This is a genomic window from Methylobacterium sp. 190mf, assembly GCF_900107945.1.
Classification (GTDB): Bacteria; Pseudomonadota; Alphaproteobacteria; order Rhizobiales; family Beijerinckiaceae; genus Methylobacterium.
Map to the genome: position 1 here is coordinate 114,053 of NZ_FNVI01000012.1, position 18,437 is coordinate 132,489.

The window sequence follows — 18,437 nt, forward strand, 5'->3', positions numbered from 1 at the left end:
CCCCGTCAGCGTCCGGAGATCAGCGCATGGATATCGCCGTCGAGACCGTCACCGACATCGTCATGCGGCTGCGCGCCATCGAGGTGAAGGAGGGCAACACCGACCCGGATTCGGGCTCGAACCCGATCGACGACGGCGCCACCGACGTCCTGGTCTCCGGCACCGACGACGCGACGGAATCCGAGGTCCGGGGCCTGATCGCCGGGCTCGACGACGATTCCCGGGCCGAGCTGCTCGCCCTCCTCTACGTCGGTCGCGGCGACATGGAGCCGGAGGAGTGGAGCGAGGCGGTGCGCTTCGCCCGCGAGCGCGAGGCCGCCGGCGAAGGGGCCGTGCGGGAGCTGCTCGGCAGCCCCGACGCCGGCGATCTCCTGGAGGAGGGCCTCGACGCGATGGGGCTCAGCCCCGAACTGCCGCAGGCCTGAGCGCCCGGACGGGGGCCGGTCGCCATGGCCTCGCGCGCGCGCAGGGGCGCCACGAAGGCGCTGCGGGTCCTCACGCGGCCGGTCCGCCGCGCGCAGGGCCATGGCGGCAAGGGCCGCGGCGGGCTCGTGGTCGAGCCCTACCGCGGCTACGGGTCACGGGACGAGGTGTTCCTGATCGGCCGGGTCTTCCGGCAGTCGCCGGGGATACCCGGCGAGGATCCCGAATCCCTGCGGGCGCAGTGGCGCGACCTGCGCCGCCGCATCGCCCGGCGGACGATCGCCGGCGCGGGCATCACCGCCCGGTTCGGCGACGATGCCGTGCGGGTCGAGACCGACCGGGACGGCTATTTCCGCGTGCACCTGCACCCGCGCTCGCCTCCGGCCGAGACGGGTGACTGGCACGCGGTCGAACTCCGCCTCGAGGCCGATCCGCCGATCCCCGCCGAGGGCGCGGTGTTCATCCCGCCCGACCGCTGCCGCTGCGTCGTGGTCAGCGACATCGACGACACGGTCATGCGCACCGGCGTCGCCAACAAGCTCAAGATGCTCTGGCGCCTGTTCGTGGAGGATGCCGAGAGCCGGGTCGCCTTCCCGGGCGTCGCCGCCCTCTACCGCGCCCTCCACGCGGGCGCCGGCGGCGACGAGGGCAACCCGATGCTCTACGTGTCCCGCGCGCCCTGGGGCCTCTACGAGATGCTGTCGGAGTTCTTCCAGCGCCACGGCATCCCGGCGGGGCCCGTGCTCTTCCTGCGGGAATGGGGCCTCTCCTGGACCCACCCGCTGCCGCGCCGGGCCACCGACCACAAGCACGCGCTGATCCGGCACATGCTCGCTCTCTACCGCGACCTGCCCTTCGTGCTGATCGGCGACAGCGGCCAGCACGACCCGGAGGTCTACGCGCAGATCGTCGAGGAGAATCCCGGGCGGGTGCTGGCGGTCTACATCCGCAACGTGTCCCGCGGCTCCGCGCGGGTGGAGGAGATCGTCCGGCTCGCCGGCGCCGTCGCCCGGGCCGGATCGAGCCTCGTGCTCGCCGCCGACAGCGTCGCCATGGCCGAGCACGCGGCCGCCATCGGACTGATCGCCCCCGGGGCGGTGGCCGGTGTCGCCGACGAGCACGCGGCGGCGGCCGAGACCAGGCCGCGTCGGGAGACCGCCCGGATCACGCCGGAGCCGTCGGGCGTCGCCGGCGCGGCCGAGGACCCGATCGGGCCGGAGGCGATCGCCGAGGCCCTCGCCGGCGACGGCGCCGTGCCGGCGACCCTGGTGGTCGAGCCGGAGACGCCGGCCGCGCTCCCGCGGCTCGGTGCGTGACCGCGCGGCCGCGATCGTCACCCGGGCGGCTGTCGCGGGCCGCCCGCTCCGATAGGTATCGGCCGAGCGCGGCCGGCATCCGCCGAGACGGGTCGCGGAACGGGCTGCCGCGGGAGGAATCGAGATGCGCCTGAGCCTGTCCGCGCTGCTGATGATCGCCTGCGGCACCCAGGCCGCCTTCGGGCAGGCCGCGCCCGCGGAGCGGGCCATGCCGCGCTTCGCCCAGCTGGAGGCCGAGATGGGCGCGGCCAACGCCGCCCCGGGACCGCGGACGGTGCCGGCCAAGGTCGTGCCGGTCCCCGACACGACGAGCCCGCAATTCCGCACCACGGTGGCGGCGCCCTACCGGGTGCCGGCCTGGAACGCGAACCCGCCGGACGCCGCGGCCTGGAAGGCGCTGGTCGACAAGCTCGCTGCCGCCGGAGCCGCCACCCTGCCGGCGCTCCGCGAGAAGCTGGGCGTCACCAGCGAGGCCGCGGTGATCGGCGGCGTGAAGGCCTTCGTGATCCAGCCCCGGCAGATCCCCGAGGCCAACCGCGACCGGCTCCTCCTGCACATCCACGGGGGCGGCTACGTCTATAATCCCGGCGAGGCCGGAACGCTGGAGGCGATCCTGATGGCCGGCCTCGGCGGCTACAAGGTGATCTCGGTGGATTACCGCATGCCGCCGGACGCGCCCTACCCGGCCGCCATGGACGACGCGACCGCCGTGTGGCGGGCCATGCTGTCCATGCAGAAGCCGCGGAACATGGCGGTGTTCGGCACCTCAACGGGCGGCGGGATGACCCTGGCCCTGATGCTCCGCGCCAAGGCCGAGGGGCTGGCGCTGCCCGCGGCGATCGGTCTCGGAACGCCCTGGTCGGACATGACCGAGACCGGCGACAGCTACCGGACCAACGAGTGGCTCGACAACGTGCTCGTCAGCTATTCCGGCTACCTGACGCCGGCCGCCAAGCTCTACGCCGCCGGCCGCGACCTGAAGGACCCGCAGCTCTCGCCGATCTACGGCGACTTCGCCGGCCTCCCGCCCGCGATCCTGGTCACCGGCACCCGCGACCTGTTCCTGTCGAACACGGTGCGCACCCACCGGAAGCTGCGCGCCGCCGGGATCGAGGCGTCGCTGCAGGTGTTCGAGGGCATGTCCCACGCGCAGTACCTGTTCACGCCGGACGCGCCCGAAACCAGGGAGGTCTTCGGAGAAATGGCGCGCTTCTTCGACGATCATCTGGGTCGCTGAGGCGCGGCGGCGCGGGCTCGCGCGGAGTTCGTGCTCACGAAATGGTGCAATGCAGCATCTCGGTGGTGAGGGTTCACATCCGGGCCGCGATACCTAGGTTCGGCCCCTCGCAGCCGGTCCACGCTCCTCGAGCCTCCTGGAGGCCATCCGTGCAAACCTACACCCTCGCCATCGCCGACGGCGTCCTGTTCGCCTGCCTGCCCGACGAGGCCGACATCTCGGCCGCGATCACCGACGCGACCGCGACCAACTACGGGTTCGGCCTCAGCCTCGACATCGTCCGCGGGGCGACCCTGACCGACGCGGCCCGTCCCGAGGACGAGGTCGTGTGGCAGGAAGGGCCGGACAGCGAGCTGCTCGACGCGCAGGGGCGGCGCTACCGCTACGCCGTCCGCCGACCCTGCTGACGAAAGCCCGGCGCGGACCTGACACCGGGACGCCCGCCGGTGCTACGCTCCGCCGATGGAGCGGCACGCGACAGGGGCGGGACGGTGGGGCGGGCTCGCCCGATTCCTCGTCCTCTACGCGGCGCTCTACGGCGCCTACGGGGTGCTGTCGCCGGTCCTGCCGGGCTTCCTCGCCGCGCGCGGCCTGACGCCCGGCGAGATCGGCCTCCTCCTCGCCGCCGCGGGCGTCCTGCGTCTCGCGGTCGGGCCCCTGGCCGGCGCCTTCGCCGACCGCCACCGGGCCGGGCGATCCGTCCTGGCGGCGAGCCTCGCGCTGGCCGGGCTCAGCGCCCTGGCGCACCTGCCCGGCGCCGGGCTGGCGCAGCTGATCGGGCCGGCGCTCCTCTACGCGGCAGGCACCGCGGCCCCGGCGCCCCTCGCCGACGCGCTGGCCCTGGCCGCCGCGCGCGGCGGCGCGGCGTTCCAGTACGGCTGGGTCCGCGGCGCGGGCTCGGCCGCGTTCATCGCCGGCACCGCCGCGGCCGGCTGGCTGATCGGCCTCTACGGCCTCGCCGCCGCCCTCGTGGCGAGCGGCGGCCTGTTCCTGGCCGCCGGCGCGGCCGCCCTGGCGCTGCCCGCCGGCCCTGGCGGCGCGGCGCGGGCCGGGGCGCCGTGGCACGGCTTCGCCGCCCTGGTGGCCCTGCCGCGCTTCCGCCGCACGGTGCTGGTCGCCGCCCTGGTGATCGGCGCGCACGCGATGCACGACGGCTTCGCCATGATCCTGTGGCGGTCCGCCGGGATCGCGGCGACCACCGCCGGCCTGCTCTGGTCGGTCTCGGTGGCCGCGGAGGTCCTGGTCTTCCTGCTGGTCGGACCGCCCCTGCTGGCGCGGATCGGCCCGGCGACCGGCATCGCGGTTGCGGCCTGCGCGGGGGGGCTGCGCTGGGCGGTGCTGGCATCCACGACCGCGCTTCCCTGGCTCGCCGCCGCCGAGTCCCTGCACGGGCTGAGCTTCGCCCTCCTGCACCTCGCCTGCCTCAGCCTCATCGAGGCGTCGACGCCGGCCGATCTCCGGACGACCGCGCTGGCGCTCTACGGCACGCTGGGCCTCGGCCTGTCGGGCGTCGCCGCGACCCTCGCCTCCGGGGCGCTCTACGGGGCGTTCGGCGCATCGGCCTTCTGGGCGATGGCGGCGCTGAGCCTCGCGGCCCTGCTGCTCGTGCCGGCGCTGCGGGATCGCTGAAGCGGCGGGTTCTTTTCCCGCGCCTATGGTACGGACCCGGAACGGACCCGCCCGAAAAGCCCCGCATGCCCGCCGTCGCCGAGATCCTGATCCCGCTCGCCCTCGATACGCCCTACAGCTACGTGGCGCCGGCCGGGCTCGACCTCGCCCCGGGCGACGTGGTGCAGGTGCCCCTCGGCCCGCGCGAGATCGTCGGGGTGGTCTGGGGCGTCGCCGAGACGCCCGGCGGCTCGAACCTGCGGCCCGTGACCGGCCGCCTCCCCTACCCGCCGCTGTCGGAGCCGCTGCGCAGCCTCGTCGACTGGATCGCCCGCTACACGCTGGCGCCGAAGGGCTCGGCGCTCGCCATGGTCCTGCGGCTGCCCGACGAGGCGGCCGCCGGCGAGACCGCCCGCGTCGCCGTGCGCCTCACCGACAAGCCCCCGTCCCGGCCGACCCCGGCCCGCACTAAGGTGCTCGCCGCGGCGGCCGACGGCGCCCTTCGCGGCAAGAGCGCGCTCGCCAAGGAGGCCGGCGTCTCGCTCTCGGTGGTCGACGGGCTGATCGACGACGGCGTCCTCGAGACCGTCGCGGTCGAGCCGGAGCCGGTCGCGCCGCGGCCCGACCCGGACTTCCCGCGGGCGCCGCTCTCGCCCGCCCAGGCCGAGGCGGTGGCGGCCCTCGTCGCCCCCTTCCCGTGGGACCGGCCGCAGCCGCGGGAATCCGACGATCTCCGCCCGGTCCTGCTGGAGGGCGTCACCGGCTCCGGCAAGACCGAGGTCTATTTCGAGGCGGTGGCCGCCTGCGTCCGGGCCGGGCGGCAGGCCCTGATCCTGATGCCCGAGATCGCCCTGACGGCGCAGTTCCTCGACCGGTTCGCCGCCCGGTTCGGGGTCCGGCCGGCGGCGTGGCATTCCGGGATCGGCGGCAAGCGGCGCGAGCGCCTGCGCGCCGCCGTGGCCGAGGGCGAGGCGCTCGTGGTGGTCGGCGCGCGCTCGGCCCTGTTCCTGCCCTTCGCGCGGCTCGGCCTGATCGTGGTCGATGAGGAGCACGAGACCGCCTACAAGCAGGAGGACGGCGTCCATTACCACGCCCGCGACATGGCGGTGGTGCGCGGGCGCCTCGAGGGCTGCCCGGTCGTCCTGACCTCGGCGACGCCCGCGATCGAGACCCGCGTCAACGCCGCGCGGGGGCGCTACCGGCACGTCCTGCTCCCCGAGCGCTTCGGCGGCCGGCGCCTGCCCGACATCGCCGCCATCGACATGCGCCTCGACCAGCCCGAGCGCGGCCGCTTCCTGAGCCCGCGGCTGGTCAACGCGGTGAAGAGCACCCTGGAGCGCGGCGAGCAGGCGCTGCTGTTCCTCAACCGCCGGGGCTACGCGCCGCTGACCCTCTGCCGCGCCTGCGGCCACCGCTACCAGTGCAAGAACTGCTCGACCTGGCTCGTGGAGCACCGGTTCCGCCGGGCGCTGGTCTGCCACCAGTGCGGCTACGCGGAGCGCCGGCCGGAGGCCTGCACCGAGTGCGGGACCTTCGACAATCTCACCGCCTGCGGGCCCGGCGTCGAGCGGATCGCCGAGGAGGCGGCCGAGATGTTCCCGGACCGGCGCATCGTCGTCCTGTCGAGCGACTTTCCCGGCGGCGCCGAGCGTCTGCGCCAGGAACTCGAGGCGGTGGCGGCCGGCGCGTGCGACGTCGTGATCGGCACGCAACTCGTGGCCAAGGGCCACAACTTCCCGTTCCTGACGCTGGTCGGCGTCCTCGACGCCGATATCGGCCTGACCTCGGGCGACCCGCGGGCGGCGGAGCGCACCTTCCAGTTGCTCCAGCAGGTCACCGGGCGCGCCGGACGCGGCGAGAAGCCCGGGCGCGCCCTGGTCCAGACCTACCAGCCGGACCACCCGGTGATCGCGGCGCTCCTCTCGGGCGACGCCGAGCGCTTCTACGCGGAGGAGATCCAGGCCCGCGAGGCGGCGGGCCTGCCGCCGTTCGGGCGGCTCGCGGCCCTGATCGTCTCGGCGAGCGAGCGCGAGGTCGCGGAGGCGCACGGGCAGGCGCTCGCCCGCGCCGCCGAGCCGCCGGAGGGCGTGATGGTCCTGGGCCCCGCCGAGGCGCCCCTCGCCCTGGTGCGCGGCCGCTACCGGTTCCGGCTGCTCGTGAAGACCGAGCGCAACGTCGATCTCCAGGCCTACCTGCGCGCCTGGATCGCCCGGGGACCGAAGGTGCGGGGCAACGTCCGGGTCGCCATCGATGTCGACCCGCAGAGCTTTTTGTAGGAGACTTCGCGGGCCTCCCGGTTTCGTGAACGCCGGTTCGCCGTCGGGAGGCACGTCAGAGCGAGGGTCCGGAGCCATACCGGTTCGTCCCGCGATCGGGTATGGCTCAGGTCACGGGCGGCGGACCCTGGTCGGAGACCGGCTACGGGACGCATGCGGTTCCCGGAGGAGCGATCAGTGCTGACCTACACCAAGACGCCGGATTCGAATGTCGCCGAGATCGTGGTCGACGGGAAGATCACCGACGAGGAGATGAACGCGGCGATGACCGCGATGAAGGCCGACCTCGACAAGGGCGGCAAGATCAAGCTGCTCGAGGATATCCGCGCCTTCGAGGGCATGGAGCCCGCGGCCTTCTTCAAGGACCCGCGCTTCGGCATCTCGATGATGAAAAGCATCAGCCACGTCGCCCTGGTGACGGACGCGCCCTGGCTGAAGGCGCTGGCCGAGACCTTCAACTTCGTGTCGCCGACCCAGATCAAGGTGTTCGAGCGCGCCCGCATCGACGAGGCGCGGAGCTGGCTCGCCGCGGCCGCCTGAGCGACCTCAGTCGGCCTGCGCGGTGCGGGTGTCGCTGCGCCGCGCGGTCCAGTGGCCCGAGCACAGGGACGAGACCTTCCAGGTGCCGGCGCCGCTGCCGGCCTGGAGTCGGCCGGTGCCGGTGCCGCTCGCTGTCCCGTTGCTGACCGTGATGCCGACGCTGCCGTCGGGCCGCACGTGGCCGTTGACCTGCGCCCCGGCGCTGCCGGAAATGAGCTGCACCTGCCCCTCGCGGATCGCGAGCGCGTAGGTGTAGCGGGCGCTGCACAGGCCGCTCTCCGTCACCAGCTCCACCGACCACCGCCCGTTATGCGCGCTCGGCCCCGCGCTGGCGGGCAGGCACGTCGGGAGGAGAAGGCCGGCGGCGAGGGCCGCGACCGCGGTCAGCTTGGTCATGCGATGCAATCTTTCAGCGAAGCGGACACCGCCGGAAGCGGCGTGCACGGTCAGAATCATCGATCGAGGATGACTCGACGCTGAACGATGGAAGCGGCAAGAGTATGGCTGCCTCCCGCCTGTTCAAGATAGATTACGGCCGACAGTCCCCCGGCCAATAGTCAAGCTCGTTGCGGACGATGCTGTGGACTGATCTGCCGACCGGAGCGTCCAAGTCTCCGCTCATCACGGAGGAGACGGAGGCGGCCGAGGTCCTGCTCGCGCATGTCGAGGATCGCCGGGCCCGCGGGAAAGCGCCCGCCAGACCGCGGCCGAACCTGCCCGCGCGGGAGAGCCTCGGGCGCCTCGGGGCGGGCCGGCGATTGAGCAACCTGCCTCGATCGGGCCGGGCGGGCTCCACGATCGGATCCGTCGGCGGGCGCGGGCAGCCGACCAGCGCGCCGCGCCGCCCTCTCGGGTTGTGACGGGCCGCGCGGGACGGCCGGAGCGACTCGCGGTGCTCAGTCGGTGAGCGGCCGGGCTTCCTCGGGCAGCATGATCGGGATCCCGTCGCGGATCGGGTAGGCGAGCTTCGCCGAGCGGCTGATCAGCTCCTGCCGGGCCGAATCGTATTCCAGGGTGCCCTTGGTCAGCGGGCAGACCAGGATCTCCAGGAGCTTCGGGTCGACGCGGGTCGCCTCGACGGGGGCGGTGAGATCGTTGGACATCGGTAGGGCAACCTATTGCATCGGCGACTCGGGACCCGAGCCGCGAACCAGTTCCATCTGCGTGACCGCGATCAGGATCTCGGCCCGGGTCTTCAGGTCGGGAGCCTCCAGCATCGCCTGCTTCTCGCGCACGCCGAACGGACTCATCATGCACAGGGCGTTGACCAGCGCCTCGTCGGGCGCCTCGTCGATCCCGGCCCAGTCCACCTTGAGGTCGTTCGACTCCACGAAATCGCGCAGCGCCTTGAGGACGCCCTCGCGGTCGACCTGCTCCTCGCCCGCCCGCGGCTCGAAGTCCACCGCGAACTCGTCGTAGGAGACGTGGCAGCGGCGATAGGGGCCGATCGAGGCCAGCTCGCTCTCGACCCGGAACCGGGTGACGCCGGTGAGCGAGATCAGGTACCGGCCGTCGCCGGTCTCGGCGTACTGGGTCACGCGGCCCGCGCAGCCGACGCGGTAGAGCTTCGGATTCGATCCGCCCGACCCTTCCGGGTCGGGCTGGATCATCCCGATGATCCGGTCCGTCCGCATGGCATCGTCGACCATCGCGAGGTAGCGCGGCTCGAAGATGTTCAGCGGCATCTGTCCCCGCGGCAGCAGCAGCGCGCCGGACAGCGGGAAGACCGGGATCACGGCCGGGCAATCCGCGGGGCCCTTGTAGCTCGCATGGGTGCTCATGGCGCCTCCCAGAGGGGCCGAACGGTGGGCCGGCGCGCGAGCCGGTGCCTCACGAGAACAGAAGTGCCGAGAGCTTGCGCCGGCCGCGGATCGTGTCGGGGTCCATCACGCCCCAGGCCTCGAAGAATTGCAGCAGCTGCTTGCGCGCACCGTCCTCGTTCCAGTCCTTGTCGCGCTTGCGCAGCTCGATCAGGTGATCGACTGCCTGGCCGCGCTCGCCCCGGGCGGCGAGCCCGAGCGCGAGGTCGAACCGCGCCTGATGGGCGTCCGGGTTGGCCTCGACCTCGCGCTGCAGGCCCGCGAGGTCGCCCAGCGACGCCGCCTGCTCGGCGAGTTCCAGGGCGGCGCGGATGCCGACGAGCGCCGGGTCGCCGGCCTTCGCCTCCGGAACCATCGCCAGGACGCGCTTGGCGTTCTCGATCTCGCCCGCGTCGAGCTGCATCTTGGCGAGGCCGGCCAGCGCGGTGACGTTGTCGGGCTGCTGCTCCAGCACGGCCGCGTAGATCTCGGCGGCGCCGGCGAGGTCGCCTTCCTGGATCAGGGCCGCCGCGTCGGCGAGGGCCGCCTCGAGCGGGTCCTGCTGCGGACCGGCCACGCGCGCGATCAGCTCCTTGATCTGGCTCTCCGGGACCGCGCCCATGAAGCCGTCGACCGGCTGGCCCTTCTGGAAGACGATGACCGCCGGGATCGACTGGATGCCGAGCTGACCGGCGATCGAGGGATGCTCGTCGATGTTCATCTTCGCGAGGACGACCGCGCCCGCGGCTTCCCGGACGACCTTCTCCAAGACCGGCGTGAGCTGCTTGCAGGGCCCGCACCAGGGTGCCCAGAAATCGACCAGGACCGGCCGGTTCATCGACTCGGCGATGACATCCTGACGGAAGCTCGCGGTGGTCGTGTCCTTGATGAGGGAGCCGGTGTCGCCGGCCGGGGTACCGCCCGCGGCGAGGGTGTCGTTGAGCATCGGTCTGGCTTCGGAACCTTTTTCGTGGAGCGCCTTAAATGGGGCTTCCGCCCCGGTCTGACCAGCCCGGAGGGACGGATCCTCAGCGCGGCGGCGCGGCGGCCGGCGCGCCCGCCGCCGCCTTGGCGGCGGTCACGAACGTGCCGGCGAAGGGACGCCCGTCGGCGGTGCTGGCCTCGCAGGTGATCGCGGTGCGCCCGGCTTCCGGGGTCGAGAAGCGGCAGGCGCCGATCGCGAGGATCGGGGCGCCGTCCTTGCCCGTGGTGACGACGTTGATCGGCTGCAGCGGATCGGTCTCCTCGGTGGCCTCCTGCTGGGCGCCGTTGCCGCTGAAGCTGAGGGTCTGGCCGTCGGAGGTCGTGAAGTCGAAGCTCGTGCGGTTGCGGCTCACCGCGTTCGTCAGGACGTTGCTGCAGGCCGCGCTCAGGTCCTGTGTGCCGATGACGAGCTTCTCGCAGGTCCCTTCCAGCCGCAGTGCCGCCTGGGCGCGGGCCGCCGAGGGCAGGCTGACGAGGGCGCAGAGCAGCGCGAGGCGCAGGCTGTTGGTCATGGCGTGTCGGGCATCCTCCGGTTGAGAGCCGAACTAGGCGCGCCGCGCACGCCGTCGAGGGGCACGGCCCCCGGACCGGCGCGACGGGAGGTGTGCCGCGGACGCGCCGAACGCCCTCAACCCAGCCGCACAGGCGCGGAAGGGACGCCGGGCGGGGCGGCCCGCTAGCCCGCGAACCGCAGGGCCCGGTCGTTCGGCGCGGCGAGGTCGAGGTCCGGCCCGAGGGGCACGATCCCCGTCGGATTGATGGTCGGATGGCTCTCGTAATAGTGCCGCTTGATGTGGGTGAGGTTCACGGTCGGCGCGACGCCCGGCAGCGCGTAGAGGTCGCGGAGGTAGTTCGACAGGTTCGGGTAGTCGGCGATCCGGCGCCTGTTGCACTTGAAGTGCCCGACATAGACCGCGTCGAACCGCACCAGCGTCGTGAACAGCCGGATGTCGGCCTCGGTCAGCCGGTCCCCGCAGAGGTAGCGGCTCCGGTCGAGGCGCGCCTCGAGCGCGTCGAGTTCCGCGAACAGGGCCTCGAAGGCCTGGGCGTAGGCCTCCTGCGTCGTCGCGAAGCCGGCCTTGTAGACGCCGTTGTTCACGCGGTCGTAGACGCGGCCGTTCACGGCGTCGATCTCGGCGCGCAGGTCCGGGGGATAGAGGTCGGGGCCGGTGCCCCCGAAGGCGTCGTTCAGCATCCGCAGGATCTCGGCGGATTCGTTCGACACGATGGTGGCGCGCTCCCGGTCCCAGAGGGTGGGGACGGTGACCCGGCCGCTGTAGGACGGGTCCGCGGCCAGATAGACCTCGTAGAGGCGCCGGGCGCCGTGGATCGGGTCGGGCGTCGCGCCCGGCGTGTCGCCGAAGACCCAGCCCTCCGCGCCCATGTGCGGGTCGACCACCGAGACGGAGATCGCGTCCTCCAGCCCCTTGAGCGTCCGGCCGATCAGCGTGCGGTGCGCCCACGGACAGGCCAGGGACACGTAGAGATGGTAGCGCCCCGGCTCGCCGCGGAAGCCGCCCGCGCCGGAGGGGCCTGCCGACCCGTCGGCGGTGACCCAGTTGCGGAAGGCCGAGGCCTTGCGCTCGAAGCGGCCGCCCGTCGCGGCGGTGTCGTACCACTGGTCGCGCCAGATGCCGTCTACGAGGAGGCCCATCGTCGTCTCCGCCTGTCCGAGAGGTCCGACCGAGATGGGCCTCGCGCGGTCGGTGTGAAGGGACGCGTCCGCCCGCGAACGCCACGCAAGGCAGGCCTGCGCCCGCCTGTCTGTTGCGGTGCAGCAAAGTCCGCCATGACTCGCGTCACCCACCCGTCGCCGTGCGCGTGCCGCAGCTGCCCGACCCGGTGGGGGATCGATGGAGGTGAAGTGATGTCGTTCGCGCTGGTGCCCGTCGCCGAGGCGGCCCTGTTCACGTTCGGGTGCCTGGTGATCCACGCCCTGCGGCGCCACGCCGACGTGGTCACCGCGACGCTCGCGTGCCTCGCGACGCTCCTCGTCCTGATGATCGGCATCGCCTGCGCGCCGGAATCCTTCGCGAAGTATCAGGCGGCGAGCGTCGCCGACTTCGCCCGCCTGGATCAGGCCATCTACTGAGGCTTCGCCCCGCGGCCGACGGCGTCGAGGCCGCCGGTCCGGAGCTTCGCGAGGCGGCCGCCGGTCCCGCGCTGGCCGGCGACGGCCACGTCGAAATCGTCCTTCGGGAGCTTGGCGAGGAAGCGCTCGGCGATTTCGAACAGAAGGATGTCGGCGCGGATCCGCTCGATATAGGCCCAGTCGAGGCTCGACGACCAGACGAAGTGCACCTCACTGAAGCTCTCGGCGAGCAGCCCGGTCAGCAGGAACGGGTCGAAATGGGCGCAGGAATCGCCGAACAGGACGAGCCGGCGCGGATCGGCCGCCGGTGACGCGTTCCGGTAGACGACATGCGCGCCGACATGCACCTCCCGGTCGCGCCCTTCCGCCTCGTAGGCGGCGAGCAGCGGCCCGGTCTCGACCCGCGACGCGTCGCGCTGCAGCATGAACCGTTCCAGGCGCTCGCGCGGCCGCTCCGGCAGCTTCTCGCCGAGATCCATGAGCTGGTCCGAGACGATGCCCGGACGCGCGCCGATGTCGGCCGGCGGGATCGCCCCGAGCGCCCGCATGATCGCGCGGTAGGCCAGCAGGCAGCCCTGCGCGGTCCAGTGCGTGTCGGTGCGCAGGTAGAGCGGCACCGGCCCGTTCCGGGCGGCGCGGAGCGGGGCGAGAAGGTCGAGATAGGCCGGATGCCGGGCGAGGCTGCGGGCCAGCCGCCGGGTCGAGGCCTTGCCGGGGGCGTAGCGCAGGCCGTCGGTCTTGTCGTCGTAGACCGACAGCTTCTCCGGCACGATCACGTGCAGGCAGCGGATGCCGAGGCTCTCGGCCCGCCGCGCGCGGGCCTTGATCAGCCGTGTCCAGCCGCGCAGCAGCAGCCAGTGCCGCAGGCCGCCGTGATACCGGTCCATGACCCGGTTGGTCCCCCCCGTGAGGAATAACCAGCCGTCGCGGCCGACATGTACGCTCTCCCTGCCTGCAGACATGACGGTGCTTTAGCCGCACCGCGAGCGGGCGACTAGGCCGGACCCGGCACCGGGACCGCGCGTTCGTCAGGCATGACGCCCTCCCCTGCCCCGGCCGTCCAGACCCGCGATCGCCCGGAGCATGCCGGCGGCCCGGAGCCCATCCGCCCGGAGCCCGCCCGCCCGGCGCGGCTGTGGCGCCCGCGCCGCGTGCTGGTCATGCCCGCCGCCCTGGAGCACGCCCACGGGCGGGCCATGCTGGCCCGCGCCGAGGCGCTGGGCCTGCCGGTGGAGCGGCTGGCGTCCAACCGCCTGCCGAGCCCGCGCGAGCCGGATCCGCGCCGCGCCTACGCGGCCGCCAAGGCGACCCTCGCGCTGACGGTCGCCCCGCCGACCAAGCTGCGGCTGCAGCCGATCCCCCCCTCGGCCGACTGGCGCTTCGATCTCGCCGAGGGCTGCCCGGCCCATTGCCAGTACTGCTACCTCGCGGGCTCTCTGTCCGGGCCGCCGGTGACCCGCGCCTACGCCAATCTGGCGACGATCCTCGACACTCTCGCGGACTACGCGGGGCGCGGCGCGGTGACGTCGGCCTCCGCCGAGCGGGCGCGGGAGGGGACCACCTTCGAGGCGTCCTGCTACACCGATCCCCTCGGCATCGAGCACCTGACCGGCTCGCTCTCGGCGGCGATCCGGCATTTCGGCGCCTGGGACGCGCCGGTGCAGCTGCGCTTCACCACCAAGTTCGCCGCGGTCGAGCCGCTCCTCGACCTGCCCCACAACCGGCGCACGCGCATCCGCTTCTCGGTCAATCCGCGGGCGGCCGCGCATTACGAGGGCGGCACCGATCCCCTCGACGCGCGGCTCGCCGCCCTGGCGGCGGCGGCGCGGGCCGGCTACCCGGTCGGCCTGACCGTCGCGCCGATCCTGCCGGTCCCGGACTGGGCGGACGCCTATGCCGGGCTGGTCCGCGCCGCCGCCGACGCGCTGGCCGGCGTGCCCGATCTCGACCTCACCGCCGAACTCATCACCCACCGGTTCACGCCGGGCTCGAAGGCGGTGCTGCGCGGCTGGTATCCCGGCTCGGACCTGCCGCTGGACGAGGCGGAGCGCGTCGAGAAGCGCACCAAGTTCGGCTCGGTGAAGCACGTCTTCCCGAAGCCCCTGATGCAGGCGATGCGCGCCCATCTCACCGCCTGCCTCGCCCGCGACCTGCCGGCCGCGCGGATCCTGTACTGGACCTGAGCGCCTGCGGGCGCCATCTGGCCCCGATGACCGACGCGGACCCCCTGATCCTGACGCTCGCCTTCGACGAACCGACTTTCGCGCGGTTCGACGGCGAGCGGCGCCGCCACTTCCCGGAAGCCCTGAACCGCATCCCGGCGCACGCGACCCTGTTCCACCACCTGCCGGGCGACCGGGAGCGGGGCGTGATCGAGGCGATCACCGCCCTCGCCCGCACGGTGCCGCCGCCGGAGGTCGCGGTGACCGGCCTGCGCTTCACCGGCCGCGGCGTCGCCTACGCGCTCGACTCCGACGCGCTGGCGCGCTTCCGGGGCCGCCTCGCGCAGGAATTCGCGGCCCACCTCACCGCCCAGGACCGGCAAGGTTGGCGCCCGCACGTCACGGTGCAGAACAAGGTGTCGCCGGACACGGCCCGGGCGCTGCACGCCGACCTGTCGGCGGGGTTCGTGCCGTTCCGGTTCACCGCCCCCGGCACCCTGCTCTGGCGCTACCGCGGCGGCCCCTGGGACGCCGTCGCCCGCCTGCCCTTCGGAGAGAATGCCTGATGGATGTCGACGCGCACCGGGAGACCGCGCCATGAGGGCGCCGGGCAACCTGCGGCAGAACCGGCTGATCGAGCCCGCGATGGCGGTCTGGCTGCGGTTGCGCCTGAACGAGGTCGGTCCCCTCGTCGCCCTGCTCTGCCTGAGCATCCTTGGCTACGGGTTCTTCTACCTCGCCCACGAGGTCGGCGAGGGCTCCACCGCGGCCCTCGACCGGCGGATCCTGCTCGCCCTGCGCAACCCCGCCGATCTCGCCGACCCGATCGGGCCGCCCTGGCTCGAGGAGGCGATGCGCGACATCACCGGGCTCGGCAGCGTCTTCACCGTGCTGTTCCTGACCTGCGCGGTGGCGGCCTATCTCGGCGTGTCCGGGCGCCGACGCATCGGTCTCTACGTCCTCGCCGCGGTGGGGAGCGGCGAGCTGGTCTCGACGGTGCTGAAGATCTTCTACCATCGGCCCCGGCCTGACCTCGTGCCCCACGGCATGGAGGTGTTCACGGCGAGCTTCCCGAGCGGCCACGCCACCATGTCGGCGATCGCCTACCTGACCCTGGCGACCTTGATCGCCCGGATCGAGCGCAACCGCCGCGCCAAGGCGCTGGTCCTGGCGCTCGGGGTGAGCGTGACGCTGCTCGTCGGCATCAGCCGCATCTATCTCGGCGTGCACTGGCCGAGCGACGTCCTGGCCGGCTGGTGCATCGGCGCCGCCTGGGCGTCCCTGTGCTGGTTCGTCGCCCTGCAACTGCAGCGCCGCGGCGAGGTCGAGGCGCCCGACCCGCCGCCGCCCGCCTGAGGCCGCCGTTAAGGTAAACAGACGGTTAAGGTGGACGGGCGGGGGCGGTCCGGGCTGGATGGCGGTTGTCCCCGCAACCGAAACCGTCAGGGTCAGACGATCGTGGTCGAGCGCCGCCGCACTGCCCGACGCCGCGTCTGCCTGGGCGGGCGGCTGCGCGTCGCGGCCTTCCTCCCGGAGATCGACTGCACGGTCCGCGACGTGTCCCTCGACGGGGCGCGGGTCCGGCTGCCGGCGGAGGCCGTGCTCCCCGACTGCGTCGAGCTGTTCATCCCCTGTCGCGGCGAGGCCAGGCGCGCCTTCGTGGCCTGGCGCGCGGGCGAGTCGGTCGGCCTCGGCTTCGCCGAGACCCGCGCGGCGACGGAGCCCGAGGCGGTCGCGCGCCGGCTCGCCGCCAGCGAGGCGGAGGTGGCGCGTCTGCGCGCCGCGCTCCTCGACGGAAACAGCCCGGAGCCGGGTCGCGTTCACTGAGGGCGCGGTCCCGCCATCCGGCGGCTCCCGGCGCGGGCGGCGCCCCGGGCGCGGCCCTCCCGATCCGGCGACACGGCGAGGCACATGGCGGACGACTCCCGGCTCTCACGACGCACTCTCCTCGCGGCCGGGGGCGCCCTGGCCGGCGCCGCGGCCGGCGGCGGCGCGCAGGCCGCCGCGCCGGCCGCCCCGCCGGCCCCTTCGGTCCCGGCCGATACCGGCGCCGTGCAGGGCGGAAAGGTGATGTTCCCGAACTGGCGCGGGCCGGGCGACCGGCCGCCCGCCCCGAGCCCGGCGCCGCAGCCGCCGGGCCAGCGCGTCGGCTACTGCGTGGTGGGTCTCGGGCGCCTGAGCCTCGACGAGATCCTGCCGGCCTTCGGCGAGTCCAAGCGCGCCCGTCTCGCGGCGGTGATGTCGGGCTCGCCCGACAAGGCGAAGCTCGTGGCGCGGCAGTACGGGCTGCCGGACGACGCCGTCTACGGCTACGACGCGTGGGATCGCCTTAAGGCGAACCCCGACGTCCAGGCGGTCTACATCGTCACGCCGAACGGCGTGCACCGGGACAACGTCGTGGCGGCCGCCGCGGCCGGCAAGCAGGTCCTCTGCGAGAAGCCGATGGCGGTGACCTCGGACGAGTGCCGGGAGATGATCGCGGCCTGCGCGAAGGCCGGCGTCAAGCTGATGATCGCCTACCGGTGCCAGTACGAGCCTCACAACCGGGCCGTGATCAAGCTCGCGCGTTCGGGCGAGTTCGGCCGGCCCCGGCTGATCCAGGCCTTCAACGGCCAGACCACCGGACTGCCTGAGCAGTGGCGCCTGCGCAAGGCGCTGGCGGGCGGCGGCTCGCTGCCGGATATCGGGCTCTACTGCCTGAACACCGCCCGCGCGGTTCTCGGCGAGGAGCCGAACCTGATCCAGGCCCAGATCTACGCGCCGCCGGACGATCCCAAGTACCGCGAGGTCGAGGAGACGGCGAGCTTCACCCTCCACTTCCCGTCCGGCGTGATCGCCCAGTGCCTGACGAGCTACGGGGTCTACGAGGCGCGGAGCCTGACCCTGCACACCGGGACCGCCTCCGTCGATCTCCAGAACGCCTTCGCCTACCAGGGCCAGCGTCTCTACATCGGCCACCGCGACGGCAGGAACGCCGCCCGGGACGAGAAGGTCCTGAGCCCGAAGAACCAGTTCGCCCTGGAGCTGGACCACTTCGCGCGGTGCATCCAGGAGAACCTGCGGCCCCGCACGCCCGGCGAGGAGGGGCTGCAGGACCAGCTCCTGATGGAGGCGATCTACGAGGCCGCCCGCACCGGCGCGCCGGTCAAGGTCGGCCCGCCCCCCGGCGCCGGTTCCGGCCTCGACGTGACGCGCGGGCCGGAGCCGGAGGAGCCGTCCTGAGGGGCCTCAGAACGGCAGCAGGATGTCGACGAGCTGCTGGCCGTAGCGCGGCTGCTGCACGTCGGTGATCTGGCCCCGGCCGCCGTAGGCGATGCGTGCCTGGGCGATCTTGGCCGAGTCGATGGTGTTGTCGGACTCGATATCCTCCGGCCGCACCACGCCTGCGACGATCATCTCGCGCACCTCGAAATTGACCCGGATCTCCTGCTTGCCCTCGACCACGAGGTTGCCGTTGGGCAGGACCTGGGTCACCACCGCGGCGACGTTCGTCAGGACGGACTCGGTGCGCTGGACCGAGCCGGCCCCGTCATTGGCCATGGCCGAGGTGGCGGAGAGCAGCGCGGTGCTTCCGACGCCGAAGGACTTGCCGACCGCGTTGTTCTCCAGGCCCAGGGCGTTGGGCAGGCCGAAGCTCTCGGTGTTGGCCCGGGAACGCTTGGTCTCGTTGCTGATGTTGGCCTGGTCGGTGACCTTGACCTTCACGGTCAGGATGTCGCCGAGCTTGGCGGCGCGCTGGTCCTTGAAGAAGGCGCGGGAGCCGGTGCGCCACAGCGAGTTCGGCGCGTACGAGACCGGCTGCACGTCCGGCATCGGCATCCGCACCGGCTTGTAGCCCGGCTGCGCGGTCGGGTCCTCGATCGCCGACAGCGCCGGGGTCAAGCCGACCTGCGAGAGGCGGTCGGCGGTGTTGCAGGCACCGAGCGCGCCGGCGATCAGGGCGGCGGCGAGCGGGTTCAGGACGGTGCGACGGGCCATCGGGCTATCACTCTTCGACGCG

Annotated in this window: 21 protein-coding genes; 13 read left to right on the forward strand and 8 right to left on the reverse strand. The window is 73.2% G+C overall.

The genetic code is table 11. The annotated features are described in order from the left end of the window. Positions 1–26 precede the first annotated feature (26 nt). The 7 genes from C4T42_RS16055 to C4T42_RS16085 all read left to right on the forward strand — a co-directional run bounded on the left by C4T42_RS16055 (position 27) and on the right by C4T42_RS16085 (position 7,400). Positions 27–425, forward strand: a complete 399-nt coding sequence (locus C4T42_RS16055) for a DUF3775 domain-containing protein (RefSeq protein ID WP_091979449.1) — start codon at positions 27–29, stop codon at positions 423–425. 24 nt (positions 426–449) lie between these two features. Then, positions 450–1,739 carry a phosphatase domain-containing protein gene (locus C4T42_RS16060; protein WP_103985414.1) on the forward strand — a complete coding sequence of 430 codons (1,290 nt, stop codon included), beginning with the start codon at positions 450–452 and terminating at the stop codon, positions 1,737–1,739. A gap of 124 nt (positions 1,740–1,863) precedes the next feature. After that, positions 1,864–2,976, forward strand: a complete 1,113-nt coding sequence (locus C4T42_RS16065) for an alpha/beta hydrolase (protein ID WP_103985415.1) — start codon at positions 1,864–1,866, stop codon at positions 2,974–2,976. 149 nt (positions 2,977–3,125) lie between these two features. Then, positions 3,126–3,383 (forward strand): hypothetical protein, encoded by a 258-nt coding sequence (locus tag C4T42_RS16070; RefSeq protein ID WP_020093648.1) that lies wholly within the window; start codon positions 3,126–3,128, stop codon positions 3,381–3,383. 55 nt (positions 3,384–3,438) lie between these two features. Further along, a complete protein-coding gene (locus C4T42_RS16075) occupies positions 3,439–4,605 on the forward strand; it encodes an MFS transporter (protein WP_103985416.1) in 1,167 nt (388 codons plus the stop codon). A gap of 65 nt (positions 4,606–4,670) precedes the next feature. Then, positions 4,671–6,860, forward strand: a complete 2,190-nt coding sequence (locus tag C4T42_RS16080) for a primosomal protein N' (RefSeq protein ID WP_103985417.1) — start codon at positions 4,671–4,673, stop codon at positions 6,858–6,860. A gap of 177 nt (positions 6,861–7,037) precedes the next feature. Then, a complete protein-coding gene (locus C4T42_RS16085) occupies positions 7,038–7,400 on the forward strand; it encodes an STAS/SEC14 domain-containing protein (RefSeq protein WP_020093645.1) in 363 nt (120 codons plus the stop codon). A 6-nt stretch (positions 7,401–7,406) separates the two neighbouring features. Here the strand turns inward: C4T42_RS16085 and C4T42_RS16090 are convergent, their stop codons facing one another. The 6 genes from C4T42_RS16090 to C4T42_RS16115 all read right to left on the reverse strand — a co-directional run bounded on the left by C4T42_RS16090 (position 7,407) and on the right by C4T42_RS16115 (position 11,837). Continuing rightward, positions 7,407–7,796 carry a hypothetical protein gene (locus C4T42_RS16090; RefSeq protein WP_020093644.1) on the reverse strand — a complete coding sequence of 130 codons (390 nt, stop codon included), beginning with the start codon at positions 7,794–7,796 and terminating at the stop codon, positions 7,407–7,409. A 500-nt stretch (positions 7,797–8,296) separates the two neighbouring features. Further along, a complete protein-coding gene (locus C4T42_RS16095; RefSeq protein WP_020093643.1) occupies positions 8,297–8,503 on the reverse strand; it encodes a Trm112 family protein in 207 nt (68 codons plus the stop codon). A 12-nt stretch (positions 8,504–8,515) separates the two neighbouring features. Then, positions 8,516–9,181, reverse strand: a complete 666-nt coding sequence (locus C4T42_RS16100) for an LON peptidase substrate-binding domain-containing protein (protein ID WP_020093642.1) — start codon at positions 9,179–9,181, stop codon at positions 8,516–8,518. A gap of 49 nt (positions 9,182–9,230) precedes the next feature. Next, positions 9,231–10,145, reverse strand: coding sequence for a thioredoxin (gene trxA, locus C4T42_RS16105; protein ID WP_020093641.1), 915 nt, complete (start codon positions 10,143–10,145; stop codon positions 9,231–9,233). Positions 10,146–10,227: 82 nt separating this feature from the next. Beyond that, complete coding sequence (locus C4T42_RS16110) at positions 10,228–10,695, reverse strand: hypothetical protein (protein ID WP_020093640.1); 468 nt, start codon at positions 10,693–10,695, stop codon at positions 10,228–10,230. A gap of 164 nt (positions 10,696–10,859) precedes the next feature. After that, positions 10,860–11,837 (reverse strand): glutathione S-transferase family protein, encoded by a 978-nt coding sequence (locus C4T42_RS16115; protein ID WP_103985418.1) that lies wholly within the window; start codon positions 11,835–11,837, stop codon positions 10,860–10,862. Positions 11,838–12,050: 213 nt separating this feature from the next. On the opposite strand from C4T42_RS16115, the gene C4T42_RS16120 reads away from it, so the two are divergent. Further along, on the forward strand, positions 12,051–12,275 hold the full coding sequence (locus C4T42_RS16120; protein ID WP_042671783.1) for a hypothetical protein: 225 nt from the start codon (positions 12,051–12,053) through the stop codon (positions 12,273–12,275). Here C4T42_RS16120 and C4T42_RS16125 read toward each other — a convergent pair. Further along, positions 12,269–13,237 carry a hypothetical protein gene (locus C4T42_RS16125; protein WP_103985419.1) on the reverse strand — a complete coding sequence of 323 codons (969 nt, stop codon included), beginning with the start codon at positions 13,235–13,237 and terminating at the stop codon, positions 12,269–12,271. The genes C4T42_RS16120 and C4T42_RS16125 overlap by 7 nt on opposite strands. Positions 13,238–13,309: 72 nt before the next feature. On the opposite strand from C4T42_RS16125, the gene C4T42_RS16130 reads away from it, so the two are divergent. The 5 genes from C4T42_RS16130 (at position 13,310) to C4T42_RS16150 (ending at position 17,659) form a co-directional block, all read left to right on the forward strand. Then, positions 13,310–14,458: a spore photoproduct lyase family protein gene (locus C4T42_RS16130; protein ID WP_348529871.1), complete on the forward strand. Its 1,149-nt coding sequence runs from the start codon at positions 13,310–13,312 to the stop codon at positions 14,456–14,458. Positions 14,459–14,484: 26 nt separating this feature from the next. Next, on the forward strand, positions 14,485–15,003 hold the full coding sequence (locus tag C4T42_RS16135) for a 2'-5' RNA ligase family protein (RefSeq protein ID WP_091924909.1): 519 nt from the start codon (positions 14,485–14,487) through the stop codon (positions 15,001–15,003). A 31-nt stretch (positions 15,004–15,034) separates the two neighbouring features. Further along, positions 15,035–15,793, forward strand: a complete 759-nt coding sequence (locus C4T42_RS16140) for a phosphatase PAP2 family protein (protein WP_020093634.1) — start codon at positions 15,035–15,037, stop codon at positions 15,791–15,793. A gap of 102 nt (positions 15,794–15,895) precedes the next feature. Further along, positions 15,896–16,264, forward strand: a complete 369-nt coding sequence (locus tag C4T42_RS16145) for a PilZ domain-containing protein (protein WP_103985420.1) — start codon at positions 15,896–15,898, stop codon at positions 16,262–16,264. An 84-nt stretch (positions 16,265–16,348) separates the two neighbouring features. Then, the gene (locus C4T42_RS16150) at positions 16,349–17,659 is read left to right on the forward strand and encodes a Gfo/Idh/MocA family oxidoreductase (RefSeq protein ID WP_103985421.1); all 1,311 of its coding nucleotides are present in this window, start codon (positions 16,349–16,351) and stop codon (positions 17,657–17,659) included. A 6-nt stretch (positions 17,660–17,665) separates the two neighbouring features. On the opposite strand, the gene flgH is transcribed toward C4T42_RS16150, so the two are convergent. Then, positions 17,666–18,415, reverse strand: coding sequence for a flagellar basal body L-ring protein FlgH (gene flgH, locus C4T42_RS16155; RefSeq protein WP_020093631.1), 750 nt, complete (start codon positions 18,413–18,415; stop codon positions 17,666–17,668). Positions 18,416–18,437 lie beyond the last annotated feature (22 nt).